At 42.6% G+C, this 23,954-nt stretch carries 19 protein-coding genes and 1 pseudogene; 14 read left to right on the forward strand and 6 right to left on the reverse strand.

Annotation, left to right across the window (positions count from 1 at the left end; translation table 11 throughout):
• Nucleotides 1-73 precede the first annotated feature (73 nt).
• Nucleotides 74-688 (forward strand): annotated as a pseudogene (locus tag AXI57_RS11955) (transposase); the annotation flags it as partial.
• Nucleotides 689-751: 63 nt separating this feature from the next.
• Here AXI57_RS11955 and AXI57_RS11960 read toward each other — a convergent pair.
• Together AXI57_RS11960 and AXI57_RS11965 are read right to left on the reverse strand one after the other, a co-directional pair.
• Nucleotides 752-1,594, reverse strand: coding sequence for an STAS domain-containing protein (locus AXI57_RS11960; RefSeq protein ID WP_061670179.1), 843 nt, complete (start codon nt 1,592-1,594; stop codon nt 752-754).
• Nucleotides 1,595-1,619: 25 nt separating this feature from the next.
• Entirely contained in the window at nt 1,620-2,978 is a 1,359-nt protein-coding gene (locus tag AXI57_RS11965) for an MATE family efflux transporter (RefSeq protein ID WP_061670180.1), read from the reverse strand.
• Between the two features lie 279 nt (nt 2,979-3,257).
• On the opposite strand from AXI57_RS11965, the gene cdaS reads away from it, so the two are divergent.
• The 8 genes from cdaS to odhB all read left to right on the forward strand — a co-directional run bounded on the left by cdaS (nt 3,258) and on the right by odhB (nt 14,922).
• A complete protein-coding gene (gene cdaS / locus AXI57_RS11970) occupies nt 3,258-3,869 on the forward strand; it encodes a sporulation-specific diadenylate cyclase CdaS (protein WP_003325787.1) in 612 nt (203 codons plus the stop codon).
• Between the two features lie 245 nt (nt 3,870-4,114).
• Nucleotides 4,115-5,332 carry a macrolide family glycosyltransferase gene (locus tag AXI57_RS11975; protein ID WP_061670181.1) on the forward strand — a complete coding sequence of 406 codons (1,218 nt, stop codon included), beginning with the start codon at nt 4,115-4,117 and terminating at the stop codon, nt 5,330-5,332.
• A 427-nt stretch (nt 5,333-5,759) separates the two neighbouring features.
• A complete protein-coding gene (locus tag AXI57_RS11980; protein ID WP_061670182.1) occupies nt 5,760-7,016 on the forward strand; it encodes a C40 family peptidase in 1,257 nt (418 codons plus the stop codon).
• A gap of 81 nt (nt 7,017-7,097) precedes the next feature.
• A complete protein-coding gene (locus AXI57_RS11985) occupies nt 7,098-7,688 on the forward strand; it encodes a superoxide dismutase family protein (RefSeq protein ID WP_003325790.1) in 591 nt (196 codons plus the stop codon).
• Between the two features lie 61 nt (nt 7,689-7,749).
• Nucleotides 7,750-8,664 carry an AAA family ATPase gene (locus AXI57_RS11990; RefSeq protein ID WP_087941828.1) on the forward strand — a complete coding sequence of 305 codons (915 nt, stop codon included), beginning with the start codon at nt 7,750-7,752 and terminating at the stop codon, nt 8,662-8,664.
• 10 nt (nt 8,665-8,674) lie between these two features.
• Complete coding sequence (locus AXI57_RS11995; RefSeq protein ID WP_061670183.1) at nt 8,675-10,591, forward strand: vWA domain-containing protein; 1,917 nt, start codon at nt 8,675-8,677, stop codon at nt 10,589-10,591.
• Between the two features lie 227 nt (nt 10,592-10,818).
• Complete coding sequence (gene sucA, locus AXI57_RS12000) at nt 10,819-13,653, forward strand: 2-oxoglutarate dehydrogenase E1 component (protein ID WP_061670184.1); 2,835 nt, start codon at nt 10,819-10,821, stop codon at nt 13,651-13,653.
• Between the two features lie 15 nt (nt 13,654-13,668).
• Complete coding sequence (gene odhB, locus AXI57_RS12005; RefSeq protein WP_003325794.1) at nt 13,669-14,922, forward strand: 2-oxoglutarate dehydrogenase complex dihydrolipoyllysine-residue succinyltransferase; 1,254 nt, start codon at nt 13,669-13,671, stop codon at nt 14,920-14,922.
• A gap of 42 nt (nt 14,923-14,964) precedes the next feature.
• Here the strand turns inward: odhB and AXI57_RS12010 are convergent, their stop codons facing one another.
• The gene (locus AXI57_RS12010; protein WP_061670185.1) at nt 14,965-15,930 is read right to left on the reverse strand and encodes a bile acid:sodium symporter family transporter; all 966 of its coding nucleotides are present in this window, start codon (nt 15,928-15,930) and stop codon (nt 14,965-14,967) included.
• A 260-nt stretch (nt 15,931-16,190) separates the two neighbouring features.
• Here AXI57_RS12010 and AXI57_RS12015 point away from each other — a divergent pair, with 260 nt between their 5' ends.
• Entirely contained in the window at nt 16,191-17,528 is a 1,338-nt protein-coding gene (locus tag AXI57_RS12015; RefSeq protein WP_061670186.1) for a sodium-dependent transporter, read from the forward strand.
• A gap of 34 nt (nt 17,529-17,562) precedes the next feature.
• On the opposite strand, the gene AXI57_RS12020 is transcribed toward AXI57_RS12015, so the two are convergent.
• From AXI57_RS12020 to AXI57_RS12030, 3 genes are all read right to left on the reverse strand, one after another.
• Nucleotides 17,563-18,408 carry a superoxide dismutase gene (locus AXI57_RS12020; protein WP_061670187.1) on the reverse strand — a complete coding sequence of 282 codons (846 nt, stop codon included), beginning with the start codon at nt 18,406-18,408 and terminating at the stop codon, nt 17,563-17,565.
• On the reverse strand, nt 18,405-20,294 hold the full coding sequence (locus AXI57_RS12025; protein WP_061670188.1) for a terpene cyclase/mutase family protein: 1,890 nt from the start codon (nt 20,292-20,294) through the stop codon (nt 18,405-18,407). Before AXI57_RS12025 ends, AXI57_RS12020 begins: the two co-directional genes overlap by 4 nt.
• A gap of 109 nt (nt 20,295-20,403) precedes the next feature.
• Nucleotides 20,404-21,891: an aldehyde dehydrogenase family protein gene (locus AXI57_RS12030; protein WP_003325800.1), complete on the reverse strand. Its 1,488-nt coding sequence runs from the start codon at nt 21,889-21,891 to the stop codon at nt 20,404-20,406.
• A 231-nt stretch (nt 21,892-22,122) separates the two neighbouring features.
• On the opposite strand from AXI57_RS12030, the gene AXI57_RS12035 reads away from it, so the two are divergent.
• From AXI57_RS12035 to AXI57_RS12045, 4 genes are all read left to right on the forward strand, one after another.
• Complete coding sequence (locus AXI57_RS12035) at nt 22,123-22,326, forward strand: DUF6501 family protein (protein ID WP_003325801.1); 204 nt, start codon at nt 22,123-22,125, stop codon at nt 22,324-22,326.
• Nucleotides 22,327-22,395: 69 nt separating this feature from the next.
• Entirely contained in the window at nt 22,396-22,539 is a 144-nt protein-coding gene (locus tag AXI57_RS21385) for a DUF4025 domain-containing protein (protein ID WP_010788920.1), read from the forward strand.
• A gap of 333 nt (nt 22,540-22,872) precedes the next feature.
• Nucleotides 22,873-23,217 carry a PH domain-containing protein gene (locus tag AXI57_RS12040; RefSeq protein ID WP_003325803.1) on the forward strand — a complete coding sequence of 115 codons (345 nt, stop codon included), beginning with the start codon at nt 22,873-22,875 and terminating at the stop codon, nt 23,215-23,217.
• 143 nt (nt 23,218-23,360) lie between these two features.
• Complete coding sequence (locus tag AXI57_RS12045) at nt 23,361-23,852, forward strand: TraR/DksA family transcriptional regulator (protein ID WP_061670189.1); 492 nt, start codon at nt 23,361-23,363, stop codon at nt 23,850-23,852.
• Nucleotides 23,853-23,954: the final 102 nt, after the last annotated feature.

The following is a 23,954-nucleotide window of genomic DNA, read 5'->3' on the forward strand; positions in this document are numbered from 1 at the left end:
TTATAATCAAAACACAAAGCTATTACATTACCAAGCTAAATTTTTTTAGGGGGATAGCATAGCAGGAAGAATACAAATCGCACGATTTGGTTTTCAAGTAGAAGCTGTTGCCCTTGATTCTGGTTATTTAACAACGCCAATCTGTAAAGGTTTATCTGATCGCCGTATTTTTGGTGTTATCGCACACAGACGTTTTCATCCAACAAGAGGATTATTTGAGAGATGGAAATTTCAGTATGATTCTGAACATGATCATTACATATGTCCAAGTGGTGAGAAGCTTTTATATACGACAACTGATCGAAAAGGTTATAGGTTCTACAAATCAGATCCTAAAAAATGTGCATCGTGTCCTTTCCTTGAAAGCTGCACAAGGTCGAAAAATCATCAAAAAGTGATCTCAAGACACGTGTGGGAAGAACATAAAGAAAAGATCAGACAAAATCGTCTGTCTGCCTCTGGAAAAGAGCTATATAAAAAAAGAAAAGAAAAAATAGAGCGAAGCTTTGCAGATTCAAAACAACTGCACGGGCTTCGCTACTGCCGGTTGAGGGGAAAACAGAATGTGAGTGAGCAAGTTCTTCTCACAGCTGCGTGTCAGAACATGAAGAAGATTGCCACACACCTAGCTAAGCTAGGTGTGTGGGAGGCCTTTTTCAATAAATTTCATCCATCATCCATACGCTAAAAATAAAAAAGATTGTAGAAAAACATGAGTTTCTCTACAATCTGAAGGTATAAGGCGCAGGCCTTATACCTTTTTTAGTTTCAAATCGGAAGCGATGGCGGAAGCAAGCGTCGATCTCACCGAGATGTCTTCAAAAGACAACCCGAGATGAACGGCAGTTTGGGCAATTTCAGGCCTGATCCCTGATAATGTAGATTTAACGCCCAGCAATTTCAGCGCATCTATCAGATGAAAGAGCTGCTGGGCGACCATCGTATCAATAATGGCCACGCCTGACAGGTCTATATACAGATGAGTCACCTTTTTTGCGGCACACTGAGCAAGCGTATTTTCTATAATCATTTTGGCACGAGCTGTGTCAATGGTCCCGATTAAAGGAAGCAAGGCGACATTGTGAAACAAAACGATGACAGGTGAACTCAATTCATTGATCATTTCTTTTTGCGCCTGCAGCTGATTATTTGTGTTTTTATACATTTCTTCGATGAAAATATGAATAACAAGGTCAAATGCCTTCATAAGCGTATGACTTATATCTTCCGCACTCTCACAATTCGCTTCTTCTAGACGGATAAATGCTTTTACATACGTTAAATACAAGTCTCTGACTCTGACAAACTCCCGAATAATATAATGGATGGGTGTTTTCAAATGCTCCTGATCCTGTGTCACTTGAAATGCCCAATTTTTCAGAGCAGGTAAATAAATATGTTCCTCATCTATAAAAATACGATTGATATGATGGTTAAAAGCTAGATTTTGTCTTTTAAGATTCTCAATAATAACAGGATCTGTCGATGCGTAGATGGAGTTTGGATCATTTTCTTCGATGTTTTGATACCAGGTTGAACTGATTTCTTCGGCATGCTGAGACAGGTAATCATATAATCGCTTATTTGCAGGCATTCTTATTCCCCCTGTTCTTCATCTCTTATATTGTTTGTTTCAATGAATTGCGCTTTTGAAGCCGCTGTAATCTGAAAAATAAGCCGACGGCCCCAGCAGCAAGCCCCGTGATCAAACCGATCCAATACCCGTAAGCGCCGGCGTTTGTATACGTGCCGATGACGTAACCGACTGGGAGGCCGATAATCCAATAAGAAATAAAAGCAGCCGCCAGCGTATAATTTACATCCTTATACCCTCTGAGCGCTCCTTGAATAGGCGCGGCCACTGCATCAGAAAGCTGGAAAAACAGCGCATATATTAAAAAGTGCTGAGTTAAACGCAGGACTTCCGGATCTCCGGTATACATTCCGGCAATCTGCTGTCTGAACAGCAGGATGCAAGCGGCCGTAAATAAAGAAAATCCAACAGCGATCGTAATGCCAAGGTGGCTGTACGTCCGTGCGTCGGCATAGCGTTTTGCTCCCGCTTCAAAGCCGACAACAATCGTTAAAGCCATGGACACACTGAGCGGCAGCATATATAAAAGGGAAGCGAAATTCATCGCCGCTTGATGCGAAGCGATGGTGACAGTGCTGAAATGACCCATCAGCAAAGTGACAGCCGCAAAAATGCTGGTTTCAAAAAAAATCGCAAAGCCGATAGGCAAACCAATGGTAAGAAGTTTTTTGCATTCTGATAATGAGAACATATACGCCTTGCGAAAAATTGAGAATTCGGCAAACGGTGAAGATGTATGAATAATAAAAAAGCTGATCACACAAATGCACCAATATGTCAGGGCAGAAGCAAGCCCCGCACCGACTCCGCCTAATGCCGGCATCCCGAATTTCCCGAAAATAAACACATAATTCAGTATGAAATTAATCGGCAGCGAACAAAGCGTTATCGCCATTGTAACCTTTGTTTTTCCGAGAGAATCAATAAACGATCTCAACACCGTATAAACGAACAAAGGAAAAATCCCAAGCGATAAAAACCCTAAAAAGTGTTTTGCAATCTCCTGGACATGCTGCTCAAGGTTTAAGCTGCCAAGAATAGGATCAATTACGATATAACCGATCATAATAAGGGAAATGCTCAGAATCGCCGCAACATAAATGGCCTGTATCACGGTAAACGGAACCTCTTTGCGTTTACCGGCGCCAAAAAGCTGTGCCACAATCGGGGTGACGGCCATCAGGATTCCGGCAAGCCCCGTATAGACAGGCGTCCAAAGGCTTGAGCCGATCGCAACACCTGCTAAATCAGCGGCGCTGACCTTTCCTGACATGACGGTGTCTAAAAAGGTAATAAGAGAAAGGCCGACTTGAGTAATTAAAATCGGAATTAAAATGTGAATCAGCTGCTTGACTTTCTGATTGATAGTTGTTGTTTCTCTCATGATTCGTTCCCCGTTTCTTTAACATAACGAGAGAAATTATAACATTTTATGTATAAAAAGCAATGAGCCTCTGACCTAATCTTTCTTTGGCGGCTTCGTTTTTTTAAACATTTGGGCATAAATAAAAGAAAGAGCTATGATCCCGAGGAAGGTGCAAGTATATTGAATAATTCTTTCGATTTCCATGCTTAAGAAAGCCTCCTTTCACAAATAGGATGCGCACCATATTGATAAGCATGCGTGAAAGAGAAAATTTGACAAGGAGAGATGGTTTTGGCAATGCGAAACGAACAGATGACTGAACATATGTTTAAAACTCAAATACAAACCTATTTGGAACAGATTCTGGAGGATACGTCTTTTATTTTGCGGACACTCAACGAAAAGGATCAATGCCTTTTATGTGAACTGGATGATCTCGGACATACATTTCAAGACATGCAAGCGATTGCTTCGTCCTTTTATTTACAGGCTTATATGGAACACTTTACACCTTCTTTTACAGAGCTTGCGAAAGCCATTCAGCATCTTGCTGACGAAAAGCATGGTGCATTAATTGTGATCGAAAGAGGGGATGCCCTTGACGGCTTTATCCAAAAAGGGACATCACTTCATGCAGAAATCAGTGCATCCTTAATTGAAAGCATTTTTTACCCCGGCAATCCGCTTCATGACGGAGCACTGCTCGTGAAAGAAAACAAGCTTATTTCGGCGGCGAATGTTCTTCCTTTAACAACTAAAACAGTAGATATCCACCTCGGAACACGTCACAGGGCTGCTATTGGGCTTTCAGGTTTTACCGACGCGCTTGTTCTCGTTGTGTCTGAAGAAACAGGAAAAATGTCTTTCGCCAAGGACGGCGTACTGTACCCGCTTATCTCACCGAGATGACTAAGCACATAAAAATAATGAAATATTCCCGGACGTGTCATTCACATGAAACAAAGGACCTGATTTTCACCCTTTTTACAGCATTCTTTTTGTATTGAATGCTGTTTTTCATGAAAACAGCTATCTAAGCTTAGTAAAAAAGTTGTATATGTTTATTATTAATAAAGTTAAATACTTTACCTATATAAGTAATTGTAGTACTGTCTAAAATATTACATACATTTAAAAGGAAGGGAGCAGATGACATGGCAAAGGTATTAATGATCAATTTTCCGGGTGAAGGCCATATCAATCCGTCATTGGGCATTATAAAAGAGCTGAAATCCAGAGGAGAAACGATTACCTATTACGCAGTAAAGGAATATGAAGAAAAAATCACCGGGCTTGGTGTAGAATACCGTGAATATAACGATTTTCGCGACGATACCTTTGGAAAGAATAAAACCGGAGATGAAGGGGGCGATGTCACTGAACTATTCTACCATCTTCTAAAAGAATGCCGGGATATAGCGTCTCGTATTTATGAAGAAGTAAAGCATGAATCATATGATTATGTGTTGTATGACCATCATTTCATAGTGGGAAAAATAGTGGCTAATTTGCTGAAGGTGCCAAAATTTTCATTATGCTCAACTTTCGCAATGAACGAGGAATTTGTGAAGCAAATCGGTCAGTTTAACCACAACTCGCCAATGGAGGAATCTCCTTATTATTCATCCTATCAAGAGATTGTCCGAACATTAAATGCCGATTTTGCAGCGGGAATCAACAAGCCGTTTGATATCTTTTTTTGCGAAGGGGACTTGACCATTGTCTTTACTTCAAAAGAATTTCAGCCAAATGCTGATGAATTTGGAGAGAACTATCTATTTGTAGGTCCATCAATTGCCGACCGTCCAGGAAACTTTGATTTCCCATTTGAAGAGATAGAAAATAAAAATGTTCTGTTTATTTCTATGGGAACCATTTTCAACAATCAAAAAGAGTTTTTTAATCAATGTTTAGAGGCATGTAAAGGCTTTGAGGGCAAGGTAGTGTTAGCAATCGGCAAGCAGCTCAAACAAAGCGATCTGAACGAAATTCCCGAAAATTTTATTGTGAAGCCTTATGTTCCTCAGCTTGAAATATTAAAAAGGGCGAATCTGTTTATTACTCACGGGGGGATGAACAGTACAAGCGAGGGTTTGTATTACAAAACGCCGCTGATTGTGATCCCTATGGGAGCAGACCAGTTTATGGTGGCCAGTCAAGTTGAAAAAATAGGCGCGGGAAAGGTTTTGAAAAAAGAAAACGTTTCTGTTGCAGTGTTACAAGAAACCATTAAACAAGTTACAGCAAACACCCATTATTCAGAAAAAGCAAACGAAATCGGAGAATCGCTGATAGCAGCCGGAGGCTCTAAGCGTGCTGCAGATTGCATTCTAGAGCAAGTCAAAACAAGCACGCAAACAGCAGATATGTAATGAACCAGCCTGTTTCATGAAAATGAAGCAGGCTTTTTTTATTGCTCCGAATGATATATTTCGTCATAAAAACTGTTTTAAGGAGGATTTTGCAATCTGTTGGAGAATTGTATGTGAAACAGTCAGCAGAGGGGGAAAACTGTTTCTCTCATTAAAAGCATTACCTTGATTAGATAGAAAGTAACAAATTGCAGCATGAATATCCAAATGGTTCCAAAGTCTTTTGAGCATGAAGTTCCTTTTCTGTAAAATAATCGGTGTTGTTGTGAGAGTGATACGGTCACCTGAGACTGAAACGTCGCCAATCTATTGAGAAGTTGTTGATAAAACTGAATAAGTGCCGATAAAAAAGAAGATGGCCTTTTTTAGCAGTTCTTATTTTTGAATCCAGCGTTATAACAGAAAAAGTAGGAGGTTGATCGGAAATATGAAAAAAACAATAGTAGCCGGAATGGCCGCTACTGCTGTCGTCGGCTCATCTATGGTCGTGGCTCCTGTGGAAGCAAAAACCATCAAGGTGAAAAGCGGTGACTCTTTATGGAAGCTTTCGCGCCAGTATAATACGAGTATTGCAGCTCTTCAATCCGAAAACCAGTTGAAAACGAGCATGCTGTATGCCGGGCAGAGCTTAAAAATACCTGAGAGCGGAAAGAAAAGCACGTCATCACCTAAAAGCACAAACAAAACATCAAGCTACACAGTTACATACGGAGATTCGTTGTGGATGATTGCCAAAAACCACAATATGAGTATCTCTGAGCTAAAAAGTTTAAACAGCCTGAGCAGTGATTTAATCCGTCCCGGACAAAAGCTGAAAATAAAGGGGACAAGCTCAAAGGAATCTTCACGCGATTCGAGTGAAAAAACAAATAACAGTTCAAATTCCTCAAGTTCCAAAAACGGAACTTATACAGTAAAGCTCGGCGATTCGTTGTGGAAGATCGCTAATCAGTTACATATGACGATTGCCGAATTAAAAACATTAAACAGCTTAAAGTCGGATACCCTTTATCCGAAGCAAGTGTTAAAAGTTAAAGGGACAAGCTCATCAAACAGCGGGAGCAGCGGGTCGAAAAAGCCCCCAACCTCAGGTAATGATACTGTAAAAACATCTACTTACAAGGTCAAATCAGGCGATTCTCTTTGGAAGATTGCCAATCAGCTGGGAATAACTGTTCAAAGCATCAGGGAAAAAAACAATTTGTCCTCAGATGTACTGCGAATCGGACAGGTTCTGACCGTTTCAGGGACATCAAAATCAAACGGTTCTGATAAAACTACAGATCATACAACAATAGATAAACCGGACTCAAATGTGCAAATAGGTTCAAAGATTGACAGAATGATAACTGAAGCAAAAAAATATGTCGGAGTTCCGTACCGCTGGGGCGGCAACACGCCAGCGGGTTTTGACTGCAGCGGTTATATTTATTACCTCATTAATAAAGTATCCTCTGTTTCCAGGTTAAGCACTGCGGGATATTGGAATACGATGCAGAAAGTCAGCCAGCCATCTGTCGGAGACTTTGTTTTCTTTACAACATATAAATCGGGTCCTTCTCATATGGGGGTTTACCTGGGCAGCGGTAATTTTATTCATGCAAGCTCATCAGGCGTAGAGATTTCAAATTTGAGCAACTCATATTGGAAGCCGCGCTACTTGGGAGCCAGAAGTTATTTTTAAAAAAAGCCTTCAAGGCTTTTTTTCTTGTTTATTCCGGGAATCCTTTGACCAGACTGTATGAAAAAACAAGGGGGAGACAGCATGCATCGTCTTTTACTGCTTATCATGCTGGGGGCACTGGGGCTTGGCGGATGCAGACAAGGGGGAGCCTCAGATCACCCAAACCCTAAGCCTGATAGTAAAGCGATTGAAACGTCGGCATTTCTTTACGACGTACAGCTGGTCAATTCGAAAGGCAAGAAAATCGGCTTTATTGAAATAAAAGAGTCGGACGAAGAAGGTTTAGATTTTCATATTTCAGCGACCCAGCTTCCCCCGGGCGCTTCCCTTGGATTTCACATTCATGAAAAGGGAACTTGCGTGAAGCCGGACTTTGAATCGGCGGGAGGACCGTTTAATCCGCTTAATAAAGAACACGGCTTTAACAACCCAATGGGGCATCATGCCGGTGATCTGCCCAACCTTGAAGTGGGTGCCAACGGAAAAGTGGATGTGATTATGAATGCGCCGGAAACTTCTTTAAAGGAAGGAAGTAAGCTTAATATCCTTGATAAGGACGGAAGCGCATTTGTGATTCATGAACAGGCGGATGATTATTTAACCAATCCGAGCGGAAATTCAGGGGACCGGATCGTCTGCGGAGCACTCTCCGGCAACACTAAAAAACAATAATTGGCACAGCCCTTTTGTATTGAGAATACAAGGGCTTTTTTAGTATACTCGTTAATGGAATATGAATTGGAAAGGAAACCTATCTATGACATCACAATTGCAGCATCTATCATTTCCGGAAGACATTCAAAACAAGCTTTCATCATATAAAAAACAGACGATTCCGCAAGAATTTCAGACACTTATCGGGTCATCAGGCTATGCAGCAGAGGATGAAGCGATTTTGTTTGATGCGATAATCTCTTTAGCTCTGGGAAAAAACATCTTATTAAAAGGCCCTACCGGTTCAGGTAAAACAAAGCTTGCTGAAACGCTGTCCAGCTATTTTAACAAACCGATGCACAGTGTAAACTGCTCGGTTGATCTTGACGCTGAAGCTCTTGTCGGCTACAAAACCATCGAAAACGAATCAGGACAGGCAACGATTGAGTTTGTTTCAGGACCTGTGACAACCGCGATGAACGAAGGGCATTTTCTCTATATAGATGAGATTAATATGGCAAAGCCGGAAACGCTTCCGATTTTAAACGGCGTGTTGGATTACAGAAAAATGATGACCAATCCGTTCACGGGAGAAGTGGTTCGGGCAAAAGAAGGTTTCGGCGTAATTGCCGCAATCAATGAAGGCTATGTCGGTACAGTGCCCCTGAACGAAGCATTGAAAAACCGTTTTGTCATCATCGACGTTCCTTATATTAAAGGTGATTTGCTGAAGCAAGTGCTGACATCGCAGTCAGCTTTAAAAGATGAACTACTGATCAACAGGTTTATTACGCTTTCTTCTGATTTAATCGTTCAAGCCCATAACGGCCAGGTATCCGAGGAAGCGGCATCTATCAGAGCTTTGATTGATACATGTGACTTAGCGGCTTATATTCCGCCTCTTCGGGCTATCGAAAGAGGAATTGTGGAAAAGCTTGACGATGACCGTGAAAAAGCAGCGGTTCGGAATATCGCAGAAACTCTGTTTGAATGAGGGTAAAGAGATGAAGTTTATTAAGTTTAATGACAGCACAATAGATTCGTTCTTGTTTATGATGCTGACCGACCTGGCCAAAACACTTACCAAAAGCGAAGAAGTCGAAGTCGAATACGGAGTCCAGTCTTATTACAATCCATTCGAAAAGAAAATCTATATGAGCCATTTTTGGAAAGACAGAGCAGCTGAGGATATGGAAGCGGGGCTGAAAAGCGACGTCTACCTGCGCTCAATCGGAACGAATTACAGTTCGTACCATGAGTTTGCGAGCCTTTTGGAGTTTGCGCATCATCATATTTCTCATAAGAGCTTTGCAAAACAGCTGTTTATGCTGCTTGAGGATATGAGAATTGAAGAGCTCATTAAACATGAGCGTCCCGGAACTAAGCGGATCTTTTCGAAAAGAAGAAACATGTACAGAAAATACTTCACGACACAGCTGACATTAAATTTAGAACGAAGCATTTTTACCGATGCATTATTTTGCGCCTTATATGTCAAGCTGACAGCAGAGTCACCGCTGGAAGGCATTCCTGCCATGCGTGAAGATATTGATCTGATGATGCCTTTTATAGAAAGCCGGCTGATCCGTGTATACGAAGCAGAATCCACAAGCCAGGTATTAAACGTTGTCAAAGAAATTATGGACGGATTAGAAGAAGTGCTGGATAAGGACATGCTGAACACCTATTTCTTTCTTCCTGAGCTTGATTATGAGCAAGCCGCGGAGCAGCCGTTATTTGAAGATATAAAAACAGCGCCGAAATTGAGCGATGATCTCAAGCTTCCGAAAAAGTCGGATGGCGATGAGGACATTCATGAAGAGGAAATGCCGACGTGGCATCGTGAAACGGAGGCTCCCTCTAAAAGTTTTCTGCAATTTGATATTGAACACGGGGCGAAATCAGACTTGGGGAAAGACGCCGCCAGAGAAGGGGATGACGGGGATCAGGCCCTTGGTTCTGTTCAAGGTTCAGCCCAAGAGACAAAAAGAAAAGACTACTCCAAGCTGGAGGCGCTGGAATCAAGAAAAGACGAACCGAACGGAGGCAGCCTGACGGACGGAAAAGAAAACAGATTCGCCTTTCCGATTTATAAAGAGCCGAAGCCTGTTTCCCGGGAAGAGGAGCTTGATTATAAGCAGCAAACGAAGTCGATTGAATCGTATCAAAAGCGGCTGAAGCAAATGATTCAAAAAACGCTTGAGCATAAAAAGACGCTTCCCCGGACAGATTTACATGCGGGCCGTCTGAATAATAAGCTGCTTCGATATTTTACAGAGCGCAATCCACGTCTTTTCTATAAAAAGCAGGAGCCGTCTTCCGAAATTGATGCCGTATTTACATTGCTTGTCGATTGTTCTGCAAGTATGTTTGATAAAATGGAGGAAACGAAACGGGGAATCGTGTTGTTTCATGAAGCATTGAAATCTGTGTCCGTTCCGCATCAGATTGTCGGTTTTTGGGAGGACACGAACGATGCGACCGAAACCAGCCAGCCGAACTATTTTAATACGGTAATTCCTTTTCAGGATTCCCTGCAAAAAGGAGCGGGACCTGCCATTATGCAGCTCGAACCGGAGGAAGACAACAGGGACGGCTACGCCATCAGGCAAATGACCAAACAGGTTTTACAGCGCCGCGAAGCGCAAAAATTTTTACTTGTCTTTTCTGACGGAGAACCGGCTGCGTTCGGTTATGAACAAAACGGAATTGTGGATACGAGTGAAGCTGTCATTGAAGCAAGAAAAAGAGGGATAGAAGTGATTAATGTGTTTCTGTCCAACACTGAAATTGAAGAGTCCCAAATGAAAACCATTCAGGATATGTACGGAAAATACAGTATTTTCGTTCCGGATGTAGACCAGCTTCCGGATGTGCTCTATCCGCTCTTGAAAAAATTGCTCCATAAAAGCATAGGATAGCCGTTATTCTATGCTTTTTTGCTTTTATTTTATGAATGATTTAAATTTTTTGTTTTTACGATGATTTTTTTACTGTTTTGTGAACAATCAAGGTAGAATCAAATTGCAAAGAGTGGTAAAATATCGTTGGAAGCGTTTTTATTACATAAATTTGGGCACAGCGTTCGAAAGTTATTTCAAGATAGTGAATCAATCACTTGATTATCTAGGTTGGGGGTAATGTTCAAATGTTTCAAAATAGTATGAAACAAAGAATGAATTGGGAAGAATTTTACGGTCCGAACCTCGGCTACGCGCTGGAGCTTTACGATCAATATGTTAAAGATCCGAAGAGTATCGACCCGGATCTTAAGGACATGTTTGATGAACTGGGAGCTCCGCCGAGCCAAATAAAAGAGGCATCGGGAACTAAAGAACCGGGACGCATCACAGCCGATCTGATACAAAAGATCGCATCAGCAGTTAAACTTGCAGAAGATATACGAACCTATGGCCATTTAAACGCTTCCGTTAATCCGCTCAGAAAGGACCGGGAGAAACGAGAGTTGTTTCCGTTATCTGAATACGGGCTGACAGAACAGGAAATAAAAGAAATACCGGCGTCCGTGATTTGCAAAGACGCTCCTAAAAACATTACGAACGGCATAGAAGCCATCGAACATTTAAGAAACACCTATAAAAAAACAATCTCATTTGAATTTGACCATGTGCATCATTTCGAAGAGCGGGAATGGCTCATGAATATGGTTGAGTCAGGCGAATTGTTTCAAAAGAATTCACCGGAAAAGCTGGCAGCCGTTTTAGAAAGGCTTACGGAAGTGGAAGGCTTTGAGCAGTTTTTACACCGCACCTTCGTCGGCCAAAAGCGTTTTTCGATCGAAGGACTGGATGCTCTCGTGCCGGTGCTTGATGATATTATTGCGAAGTCCGTCAAAGCGGGCACAACAAGCGTTAATATCGGAATGGCGCACAGGGGCCGCCTGAATGTGCTGGCACATGTGCTCGGCAAACCGTATGAAATCATTTTCTCGGAATTCCAGCATGCGCCAAACAAAGAACTAGTTCCGTCTGAGGGATCTGTCGGAATCAGCTACGGATGGACAGGGGACGTCAAATACCATCTGGGCGCGAAAAGGCATCTTCAAGACGCTGAAACAAAGTCTGCACGGATCACGCTGGCGAACAATCCGAGCCACTTGGAATTCATTGATCCGATAGTGGAAGGGAGCACGCGAGCCGCTCAAGAAACGAGAACACAAAGCGGGTATCCTGAGCAGGATGAAACGAAATCACTTGCCATTCTTATCCATGGTGACGCAGCGTTCCCTGGAGAAGGAATTGTGGCAGAAACGTTGAATTTGAGTTCGCTTAACGGCTATCAAGTCGGCGGAGCGATTCATATCATTGCCAATAATATGATCGGATTTACGACAGAAAGCGATGAATCAAGATCAACGAAGTATGCCAGTGACTTGGCAAAAGGATATGAAATCCCGATTGTTCACGTGAACGCAGACGATCCTGAAGCTTGTCTTTCAGCAGTGAAGTTTGCAGTTGAATACCGCAAAAAATTCAATAAAGATTTCTTGATTGATCTAATCGGGTACAGACGTTACGGCCACAACGAAATGGATGAGCCGTCAACGACTCAGCCGATGTTATATGACGCCGTCAGAAAGCACCCTACCGTGAAACAGATCTTCGCAGAAAAGCTGATAAAAGAAGGGCAGATCAGCGAAGAAACGGTTCAAAACATTGAGCAATCTGTGGCGAAAAGAATAGAGGACGCCTATCAAAAGGTTCCTGCAAAAAAAGAAGATGTTGTCCGTGAAATTGAACTTCCGGAACCTGTTTCAAACGGCTTCCCGGATGTTGACACATCCATTCATTTTGATGTGCTGCGCAAGCTGAACGGAGAGCTGGTCAATTGGCCGGAATCATTTAACGTATTCGGCAAATTGAAACGCATTCTTGAAAGACGGGCCAAAGCATTTGATGATGATCGCAAAGTTGAATGGTCATTGGCGGAATCACTCGCATTTGCGTCGATTTTAAAAGACGGAACACCGATCCGCTTGACGGGGCAGGATTCTGAACGCGGAACGTTCGCACAAAGAAACCTTGTGCTTCATGACAGTGAGACAGGCAAAGAGTTTGTGCCGCTGCATCATTTATCCGATTGCGAAGCATCCTTCGCCGTACACAACAGTCCGCTTTCAGAAGGGTCCGTTATCGGTTTTGAATATGGGTATAACGTGTATTCACCAGAAACTTTAGTGATTTGGGAAGCCCAATACGGCGATTTCGCCAACGCGGCTCAAGTGTATTTTGACCAGTTCATTTCTGCGGGACGGGCGAAATGGGGCCAGAAATCCGGCTTAGTTATGCTTCTTCCGCATGGTTATGAAGGACAAGGGCCTGAACACTCAAGCGGTAGAATTGAGCGTTTCCTTCAGCTTGCGGCTGAAAATAACTGGACGGTTGCCAACTTGACAAGCGCTGCCCAATACTTCCATATTTTAAGAAGACAGGCGAAAATGCTTCTCCGCGAGGAAATTCGTCCATTGGTGATCATGACGCCAAAAAGTCTTCTTCGTAATCCGAATACAGTGTCAGAAGTACAGGAACTAAGCGAAAGCCAATTCCAGCCAGTCTATGAACAGTCAGGACTCTCTCATGCTTATGAAAAAGTAACGCGTCTCGTTTTATCGAGCGGTAAAGTGTCCATTGACATCAGTGATCATTTTAATAAGTTGGAAGACGGGAAAGATTGGCTTCACATTGCGAGAGTCGAAGAGCTGTATCCATTCCCTGCGAAAGAAATAAAAGAGCTCTTCGCTAAATTGCCGAATCTTGAAGAAATTGTCTGGGTTCAGGAAGAGCCGCAAAACATGGGAGCATGGAGTTACATCAGTCCTTATTTATCAGAAGTTGCACCAGAGGGAGTAAGTGTTCAATATATTGGTCGGAGAAGACGGTCAAGTCCGGCAGAGGGCGATCCGACAGTTCATAAAAAAGAACAAGAACGCATTGTATCTGATAGCTTGACTCGCAAAAACTAAGGGGGAAATTGAAAAATGGCGGAAATTAAGGTACCTGAATTAGCAGAATCAATCTCAGAAGGAACAATAGCCCAATGGTTAAAGCAGCCCGGGGATTATGTAGAACAGGGTGAATATCTGCTTGAACTGGAAACGGATAAAGTGAATGTGGAACTGACAGCTGAAGAATCGGGTGTACTTCAAGAGGTATTGAAAGATTCGGGTGATACCGTCCAAGTCGGAGAAATTATCGGCACGATTACAGAAGGTGCGGGAGAAAGTTCTGCCCCCGCGTCTGAAGACAAAGCTCCAAAAAGTGAAAATACAAAAGAAGAGAAGCAAGCTGAACCGGCTGCACAGCAAGTCAGCCAGGAAGCGCAAGAAGAATCAAAGTCGAGAACAGTGGCATCTCCATCAGCACGCAAGCTAGCCAGAGAAAAAGGAATTGACTTGTCACAAATTCCAACAGGGGATCCTCTCGGCAGAGTTCGCAAACAAGATGTAGAAGCTTATGAAAAACCATCAGCAAAACCTGCGCCTCAGCCAAAACAGCAGCCGCAGGCACAAAAATCACAGCAAGACTTTGAAAAGCCGGTTGAAGTGCAAAAAATGTCACGCCGCAGACAGACCATCGCCAAACGTCTGGTAGAGGTGCAGCAGACATCTGCTATGCTGACAACATTTAATGAAGTAGACATGACAGCGGTTATGAATGTAAGAAAACGCCGCAAAGATCAATTTTTGGAGCAAAATGAAGTAAAGCTTGGCTTTATGTCATTCTTTACAAAAGCCGTTGTGGCGGCCCTGAAGAAGTTCCCGCTATTGAATGCTGAAATTCAAGGTGACGAACTGATCATTAAGAAATTCTATGATGTGGGTATTGCAGTAGCGGCGAACGAAGGTCTTGTTGTACCTGTTGTCCGTGATGCTGACCGTCTTTCATTCGCCGGAATTGAGAGAGAAATCGGTGAACTTGCGAAAAAAGCGAGAAGCAACAAATTAACGCTTGGTGAGCTGCAAGGCGGTTCTTTCACGATTACAAACGGAGGAACATTCGGTTCATTGCTATCTACGCCAATCTTAAACAGCCCTCAAGTTGGAATTTTAGGAATGCATAAAATCCAGCTGCGTCCTGTTGCGATTGACGAAGAACGCTTTGAAAACCGTCCGATGATGTATATTGCATTATCTTATGACCACCGGATTGTAGACGGAAAAGAAGCGGTCGGATTCTTAGTGACTGTGAAAAACTTGCTCGAAGATCCTGAACAGCTTTTATTAGAGGGATAAGAATGTAAAACACCGCTTTGTGAAATTCAAAGCGGTGTTTTTTTATGCAGGCAGTTTGGAATTGTCCGATTCAGCAGCGGAAGCCTTTGCTTTCTTTGACCAGTAAGAAGCGAGCACTGATCCGGAAAGATTGTGCCAAACACTGAATATCGCGCTGGGAATCGCTGATAAAGGTGAAAAATGGGCAGTTGCAAGCGCTGCGCCGAGCCCTGAATTTTGCATTCCGACCTCAATGGCAATCGCTTTTTGCGATGGATAATCCATCTTTAGCACTTTTGCAGCAAGGAATCCGAGCAAATAGCCGATTCCGTTATGAAGGATGACGACTGAGAAAATCAATAAGCCGGACTGGAGCAGGTTGTCCCGATTGGCACTGACGACTGCTGAAACGATGGCCACGATTCCGATGACAGATACAAGCGGAAGAGCATGGACTGCTTGTGTAACCTGTTTTTTGAAAAACATTTTTACAATCAGGCCTGCTATAATCGGAAACAGGACAGCTTGCAGAATGGAAATAAATAAGGAGCTTGGGGAAACAGGCAGCCACTCCTTGGCGAACAGCATGATCAGAAGCGGTGTCATGATAGGTGCCAGTAAGGTTGAAATGGTCGTGACAGCCACCGACAGTGCTGTATTCCCTTTAGCCAAAAATGTCATCACATTTGATGATGTCCCGCCCGGACAGCAGCCGACCAGAATGACTCCGACCGCAATTTCTGCAGGAAGGCGCAAACCATATGCCAGACCGACTGCAACAAGCGGCATAATGGTATATTGCGCGATTACACCTATGAGTACATTCAATGGTTTTCTGATCAGCTCCTTAAAGTCATCCGCTTGAAGCGTAAGTCCCATGCCGAACATAATGATACCCAGAAAAACCGTAATATAAGAGCTGATCCACATAAACAAAGGCGGAAAAGCAAAACCTAACACAGCAAAGACAATAACCCAAATCCCAAAGGTCTGCCCCGCAAATTGACTGATCTTTTTGATGCTCTCCATAAGCACTCTCCTCACAAATAAAATCAATAATGATAGCAGAAAACCTTACAGTTTTTTTGACATTCTCTTATTATAGTGACTTTTCTGAATAATTCAATATTGAAACTTATTTACCATTATGATAAGAAAACTTTCTTATATACAATAATTATATTATGTAAACTGATAGATTATTCGTAAATTCTTTCTTGACTATACAGTACGATATTCTTACAATGAACCTTTATACGTTTAGTAGGAATGAATAAAGGAGTGTTGGAGTGAAAGACGCTAATCAATGGTCATCAAAGCTGGGATTTATTTTAGCTGCCGCCGGTTCAGCAATTGGACTTGGCGCTATATGGAAGTTTCCATATGTAGCGGGTACCAGCGGAGGGGGCGCATTTTTATTAATCTTCATCTTATTTACTATCTTAATCGGACTGCCTTTACTGCTGGCGGAATTTATCATCGGCAGGAAAACTCAAAAAGATGCCGTTGAATCCTATAAAGCGCTTGCACCGGGAAGCAAGTGGCATTGGATCGGTTATCTTGGGATTGTCACATGTTTTATTCTATTATCCTTTTATAGCGTGGTGGGCGGCTGGATATTAATCTACATCATAAAAGGCTTTTCAGGCGGTTTGTCGCTTACTTCAGGGTTTGATACTTTATTTGCAGATACCATATCAAATCCGTATGCCGCTGTAGGAGGACAATTCCTGTTTATCGTGCTAACCATTTTAGTAGTGGCCAAAGGCGTGAGCAGCGGAATTGAAAAAGCAAGCCAAGTGTTAATGCCCGCTCTTTTTCTGTTATTTATTATTTTAATGATACGGTCTGTGACGCTTGACGGAGCAATGGAGGGGATCAAGTTTTTCTTGACGCCTGACTTTCATTCCATTGACGCGAATACAATTCTCTATGCCATGGGCCAGTCCTTTTTCTCTTTAAGCGTTGGGGTCTCCGTTATGGTTACGTACAGTGCTTATTTAGCAAAAGAAGAAAATATTATTCAATCCGCTGTATCCGTAACGGTGCTGAATGTACTTGTGGCAATTATGGCGGGGATCGCCATTTTTCCGGCAGTATTCTCATTCGGACTGAAACCGGATCAGGGGCCGCAGCTTTTGTTTAACGTGCTGCCGACTGTTTTTAACCAAATGCCGTTTGGTATTGTCTTTTTATTATCCTTTTTAATTCTCTTTTTGTTTGCAACCCTTACCTCTGCTTTTTCAATGCTTGAAATTTTGGTGGCGGTGCTTTCAAAAGGAGATACGAAAAAAAGAAAACGGTACGCATGGGCAGGCGGGATCGCCATTTTTGCTGTCGGGGTGCCGTCCGCACTATCATACGGTGTGCTGAGTGACGTTTCTATTTTTCACTTATCTATTTTTGACGCTGCCGATTTTCTGGTCAGCAATGTCTTGATGCCCTTTGGCGCACTGATGATTTCGATATTTGTACCTTTGAAAATTCCGAAACAGGCGCTTTTTGAGGAGCTGAAGAGCGGATCAAGCATAAAGAAAAAATGGTTTGCCGTCTGGCTTTTACTGATTCGCTATCTTTCTCCTGTAGCTATTATTATTGTGTTTTTACATGTGATCGGCCTGTTTTAAATAGTAAAAAAGCCCCCAATCATCGGGGGCTTTTTTAATAAAGCTGCCATACTACGTTTCGCGCTTTTTCGAAACGTTTTTCCGCCTCGCGCCAATCAACGACATTCCACCAGTTATCAACATATTTTGCCCGCTCATTTTTATATTGTAAATAATAGGCGTGTTCCCATACATCAAGGGGCAGTAAGGGGATGACGTCCCATTGGCTGAAAAGCTGATGCTTTTCAGCAGCTAGGATCTCAAGCCGTCCGGAGCGCGGCGACCAAACGAGTATGGCCCAGCCGACACCTTCCACTTTTTTAGCCGCTTGTGTGAAGTGCTCTTTGAAGGCAGAATAGCTGCCGAACGACAAATCTATCATTTGAAACAATGCTCCGGTAGGGCGCCTTTTTCCGTTCGGATGCATCGAGAACCAAAAAATGCTGTGCAAATAATGTCCCGCTCCATGAAAAGCAAGCTCTCGTTCCCAGTGGGCGACTAACTCATAGTTTTTCGTTTGTCTTGCTTTCTTTAGCTCCAGTTCTGCTTTATTTAAACCGTCCACATAGCTTTGATGGTGCTTTGTATGATGAAGTGTCATAATCTCACGAGAAATATAGGGTTCAAGTGCCGAATACTTGTAAGGAAGCTTTGGCAGAACATGCTTTCCAATCGGCACGTAGGTCTTTCTTTCGCTTGTTCCGTCTGCCTCTGTTATATCTCTGTATAATGCGGCGGCCTCCCGGTACCATTCTTCTTCTGTCGCTTGTTCATCCTCAAGCTTATCAAAAACTTTTTTAAATTGAGTCTCAAAATGATTATATTGCCCTCGTTTTTGAACCTGTTCTTTCAAATCCTCACACCAATTGATCATCTCGGTTTGGTACGTATGGCGTTTCATTTCATCTCCCTCTTTTCAATAGATTTCATATAGCTTGAATAAGCCAGTAAAGAAAAGGCAAAAGGATAGCTGTGATACCGATTATAAAACTGTTTTGGCAGTGCGATTCCTGTTGGATAGGCAAGACTCTGCTTATTGTGATTTTCGCTGTTAATAAGAAACTCGAGTCCTTTTGTAATAGACGGGTGATCAGGTTCTTCATATTGCAATAAAGCATCTAACGCCCAGGCTGTTTGGGTTACCGTTCCATATCGTAAAGGTACGTACGTTTTGACTTCGGCGCTTCTGCAGGATTCACCCCAGCCGCCATCATCATGCTGAATTGTTTTCAGCCAATGCACCGCTTTTTTGACAGCAGGGTGAAACGCTTCTGTACCGCAGGCACGCATTCCTGTTATAGCGGCCCATGTTCCGTAAATATAGCAAACGCCCCATCTGCCGTACCATGATCCGTTATCCTCCTGGTTATCGATGAGCCAGTTGACGGCTTTTTTTATTTGCCTGTTATCCTGTGTCATACCTGCTTTTTCACCTAAGAAGCGGAGCACGCGTCCGGTTAAGTCGGGTGTCGAAGGATCAACCGCTGCGTCCTCAGCCGACTCAAGCGGAAGCAGACGGATAAGAGGGTGGTTCACATTTCTTTCGAAGGCAGAGAATCCTCCGTCTTTGTTTTGCATAGACAATAGCCAGTTCAGCCCCCGATCCCAAGACATAGGAGACAGGGAGCGCGGAATCGCTTGCAATGCGGCTGCGGTATCATCACAATCAGGATTATTGGTGTTGATTTTTGAAAAGCCCCAGCCGCCGGGTGCAGCGTGCGGATTTTTGACAGACCAATCTGCTTTCTTTTTATGCTGTCTTTCCAACAGAAAGTTTGCGGCTCCGGTTATCATCAAATCTTTCTCAGGCACATCGCTTTGCTGAAGGGAATAGCTGATTAAAGCGGTGTCCCAAACAGCAGATGTGGAATTCTCTAAATAAGGGATGCCGTCACATTCCGTAACCAACGTTTTAACCCCGTTCAAAGCCTGCTGAATGATGGAAGAATGGCGTGACATGCCAAGGGACAGAAGGCTGTAGATCATAAAAATGGTCGCGCTGGCATAGCTGTACAGGGTCCCGTCTTTTTCTATACGATCAAGCATATAGGTTTTGGCTGTACGAAAGCCAAGCTGATGTAAAGAAAACGGCACGTTCAGCAGCTGTTTCCAATAGGCCAGAATAGAAGAGAGGTCCCTCTGATCATACGCATCTGTTCTGAGCCATGTGAAAGGATTTTTAGACATATGCGAATCGAGATATTTGAGAGAGGGGATATTTGGATTTTTCAGAAAGAATCTTTGATTAAGAGTCACGGCCATGGGCACAAAATGAATTCGCGCGTACGTGCTGAACTGGTAAAAATGAAGCGGAAACGTTGGGGGAATAGCCAAGAGACACAGCGGAAGGTAAAGCGCCGGCCAAGGATAAAGCCCGTTGGCTGCAAGCATCCATTTTGTCATAAAATGAACATCCTTGAGACCGCCCTGAGAAATAATAAAACGTTCTGCCTGTATCATATGAGGGTCAGACCTCAGATAACATCCGGACGCAAGCATTCCGACGTATCCTTGGACAGTGGCTGTCACATTCCCTTTTTCTTCACCGGGATAATTGGTAAACGTTCCATCCGGCCGCTGTTTTTCCCGTATGCCTTTTGCCAATTTTACAATCAGTTCTTCATTACCCTTTTCTTCAAATGAGGTGAGAAGGAGGATGAAAAATGAATTCGTCATTATTGGGCCTTCAAAGCAAAAAGACCATGAACCATCAGCATTTTGCATGTTTTTCAGCTGTGTTATGGTTTTCTTTTGGCAGCGTGCTACCTGCTCCTGAAGTGTGCTCATCGCGTTCAACTCCTTCAGAAGCATATATATTCATGCTCTTTCGACGGCATTACAGAAAGAAAAAACAAAAAAACTGCTGTCAGGGCAGCAGTTTTTCAAAATCTTCTTTTTAATCCTCTAAGTTAATCCACACGCTTTTTACTTCCGTGTAATTATTTAAGGCGTATGATCCCATTTCTCTTCCAAGTCCTGATTGCTTGTAACCGCCGAATGGGGATGCGGCATCAAACACGTTATAGCAATTCACCCAGACTGTTCCGGCTTGCAGGCGGTCAGCGATATAGTGAGCATGTTTCAGATTTTCGGTCCACAATCCGGCTGCAAGGCCATATTCGGTATTGTTTGCCCGTTCGATCACTTCATCGACCGTATCGTATGGAATGGCAGTTAAGACCGGGCCGAAAATTTCTTCTTTTGCAATTGTCATGCCGTCTTCTACGTCGGTAAATACAGTTGGTGATACAAAATATCCTTCCTCATACGGACAGCTTCCGCCTGTCACGGCTTTCGCTCCTTCATCCTTGCCTTTTTGAATATAGGAAAGGACACGTTCGTGCTGTTCTTTGCTTACAAGCGGTCCGATTTGTGTATCTTTGTGCAGGCCTGCACCTTGACGAAGGGATTCCGCATAAGTAACCATCTCACTGACCACTTCATCGTATCGGTCTTTTTGAATAAAGACCCGTGAACCAGCGCAGCACACTTGGCCTTGGTTAAACATAACACCGTTTAAGGCTCCCGGAATGGCTTTTTTCAAGTTCGCGTCAGGCAAGATGATATTAGGAGACTTTCCGCCAAGCTCTAATGTTACGCGCTTAATTGACTTTGCGGCTGTTTCCATAATTTTTTTGCCGATTTCAGTGGAACCTGTAAAGGCGATCTTATCCACTTCTTCATGGTTGGACAGCGCTTCTCCCGCAGTTTCTCCAAATCCGGGAATAATATTAATAACGCCGTCAGGAAAACCGGCTTCATCAATTAATTCAGCCAAGTATAGCGCCGTAAGCGGCGTTTGCTCAGCGGGCTTTAAGATAATGGTGCATCCTGTCGCAAGCGCAGCGCCCATTTTCCACATGGCCATAAGAAGAGGGAAGTTCCACGGGATGATTTGACCAACGACTCCGACAGGGTCATGCTTGGTATAATTAAAATAAGAACCCGCAACAGGTATCGTCTGTCCGGTTATTTTAGTAGACCAGCCGGCATAGTAGCGCATATGCTCTATGGCCAGCGGAATATCTCCGTTTGTTGTTTCGCTTATCGGTTTTCCATTGTCGAGTGTTTCAAGCTGAGCGAGTTCTGTTTGATGCTCCTCCATCAGGTCAGCCAATTTATACATCAATCTGCTTCTGGAAGCTGCCGGCATCGTGCGCCACTCACCTTGATCAAAGGCCTTTCTTGCGGCTTTTACAGCTTTATCAACATCCTCGGCTTGTGCTTCGAAGAGTGTCATCAACGTCTCACCGGTTGCCGGATTTGGGGTGACAAAGGTTGCTCCTGAAGCACTCGGAACAAATTTGCCGTCAATGTACAGTTTTTTGGTCCCTTGTAAAAATGTCTCCAGCCTCTTACTGATTTGCATCGTTAAAGAACTCATTTGTAACAAACCTCCTGTAATTTGTAATGGTCTGCACTGAGATTCTTGGTGATAGTCGATTCGTTGGTGCGTTGGTTTGGAATGGTTAGACTGCGAAGTTTGTGATATTAGTAAGCGTATACAATGATTTTATAATAGAGGGTATAGCAAAATCAATGAATAACCATTATTGCATTTGATAAGAGAAAAAAGCTACAATGAACATATCGATAAGAAAAAGGAGCTTTTAGAATGATTCATAAAACATGGCTGAAAAAAGAAACAGTGAGAAAAGTAAAATGTGTTCAAACAAATGCAAAAAAATACATCGTAAACCGCGTTTTAACGCCGGGGAAAGAATATGAAGTGAAAAACGAAACAGAAGAATTCCTGTTTGTCGTAGACAATTCCAATAAAGTTGGCGGATTCTATAAAGAGTACTTTGAAGAGGTCTGATTGACTGAATGAATATGCCATGCATCATCCATAATAAAGAATGATCAAAGAAAAAAGGGTGAATGCATAATGAAAAGACAAGTCAATAACGGAAAAGAAGAAGCAGAGAACTTCCCAGAACAAAAGCATCCTACAGAAGGCGAGGATGTCACAAGGGAACAAATTTCAGATACGTATTATGAAGGAACGATTGAAGATACGGATCGGGATTAGATGATCTTAAAACCGCAGGCAAAGAACTGCGGTTTTTTTTCGTTCAGATAAATGGAAAATAAAACCGAATTATCTGAAATAAACGAAATTTTTTAAAAAATAATCTGGAAATGACCCTGAAAAATGAAACTTTCATCTATATCTGCACGTACTATGTTATGACAGCAAATAAGCGCGCGGTTTTTAAAATGATCGGATCGGATTTTTAGAAAATGTAATCTATTCGTAATGGTTTAAATGACGTTCATGTCGTATTCTTATATAGGGATATAGAACTTATTTTACGTACTGATAATAAAAATAATAGATAAATGCAGGAAGAGGGGTTCTTAATTGGGTATTTTTTCTGTTAGCAGACCAACTGACGCAAAGAAACTTGAAGCTTTGCTCGTTGAAGGGGAAAGAATAGAATCTATCTACAAGCTCCGGGTTGACCAAATTTGCTTTACAAATAAACGAATCATATTTTTTGATAATAAAATGTTCTCCAAAAAGAAAGTGCGTGTATTTCTTCCTTATAAAACGATTGAAAGCTTTGCTATTCAGGAAGCGGGAATGTTTGACCCCGATACTGGACTTTTGCTGATGACAAGAAGCAAGACCTTCGATTTAGAATTTGCGAAAGACACCGACCTGAGTGAAGTTCAGGCGATTTTGACAAAATATTTATGCAGCTAAAGTGTTTCACAGCTTAGCGGACACACCGGACGTCTTTATGATGGCCGGTTTTTTTGTGAAAAAGCAGAGGAAACGAAGGTGTTTTTGTTTTAAGGTTTGTTCTTTTTAAAAACGGGAAAGCAAAAAGAAAGGAGTGGTTACACATGGCATTAACTAAAGAACAAACTCAGCATCTCTATCATAAATTGCTAGATCTGCAAAAAGAATTGTCCGGCCCGAAAAAAGCAACGGAATCTATGACAGAAGAAGCGGGTGAGCTGTCTAACGGAGTGGATAACCATATGGCAGACCACGGCAGCCTGTATACGGACAGAATGACAGACCAAACAGTAAAGGAAGTAGACAGGGAACTATTAGATGAAGTAAACAGTGCTTTACAAAAAATAAAAGACGGAACTTATGGAATATGTGAAGCGACTGGAGAAGAAATCCCTTATGAGAGGCTCGATGCTGTGCCGTACGCAAGGATGACTGTTGAAGCTCAGACTGACAGGGAAGAGGCTCTAGAGCCTGATGCACCTGCGGTTGAAAAGGAATTTCATGCACAGGTGAAAGACCTTTCGAATAAAGAAACGATTGATCAAAAAAGCTCCGCTACGTACGAAGTTTTAGATTGGGAGCAGGACTCAAAATAAAAGTTTCAAGAAGGCGAGTACAGGCTTTTGCGGTACTTGCCTTTTTTTTCGTAAAAAAACCTCGAATTCGAAATAAATGGATTGACATTATTTAAAAAAGAA

It is taken from the genome of Bacillus atrophaeus, assembly GCF_001584335.1.
Taxonomy (GTDB): Bacteria; Bacillota; Bacilli; order Bacillales; family Bacillaceae; genus Bacillus; species Bacillus atrophaeus.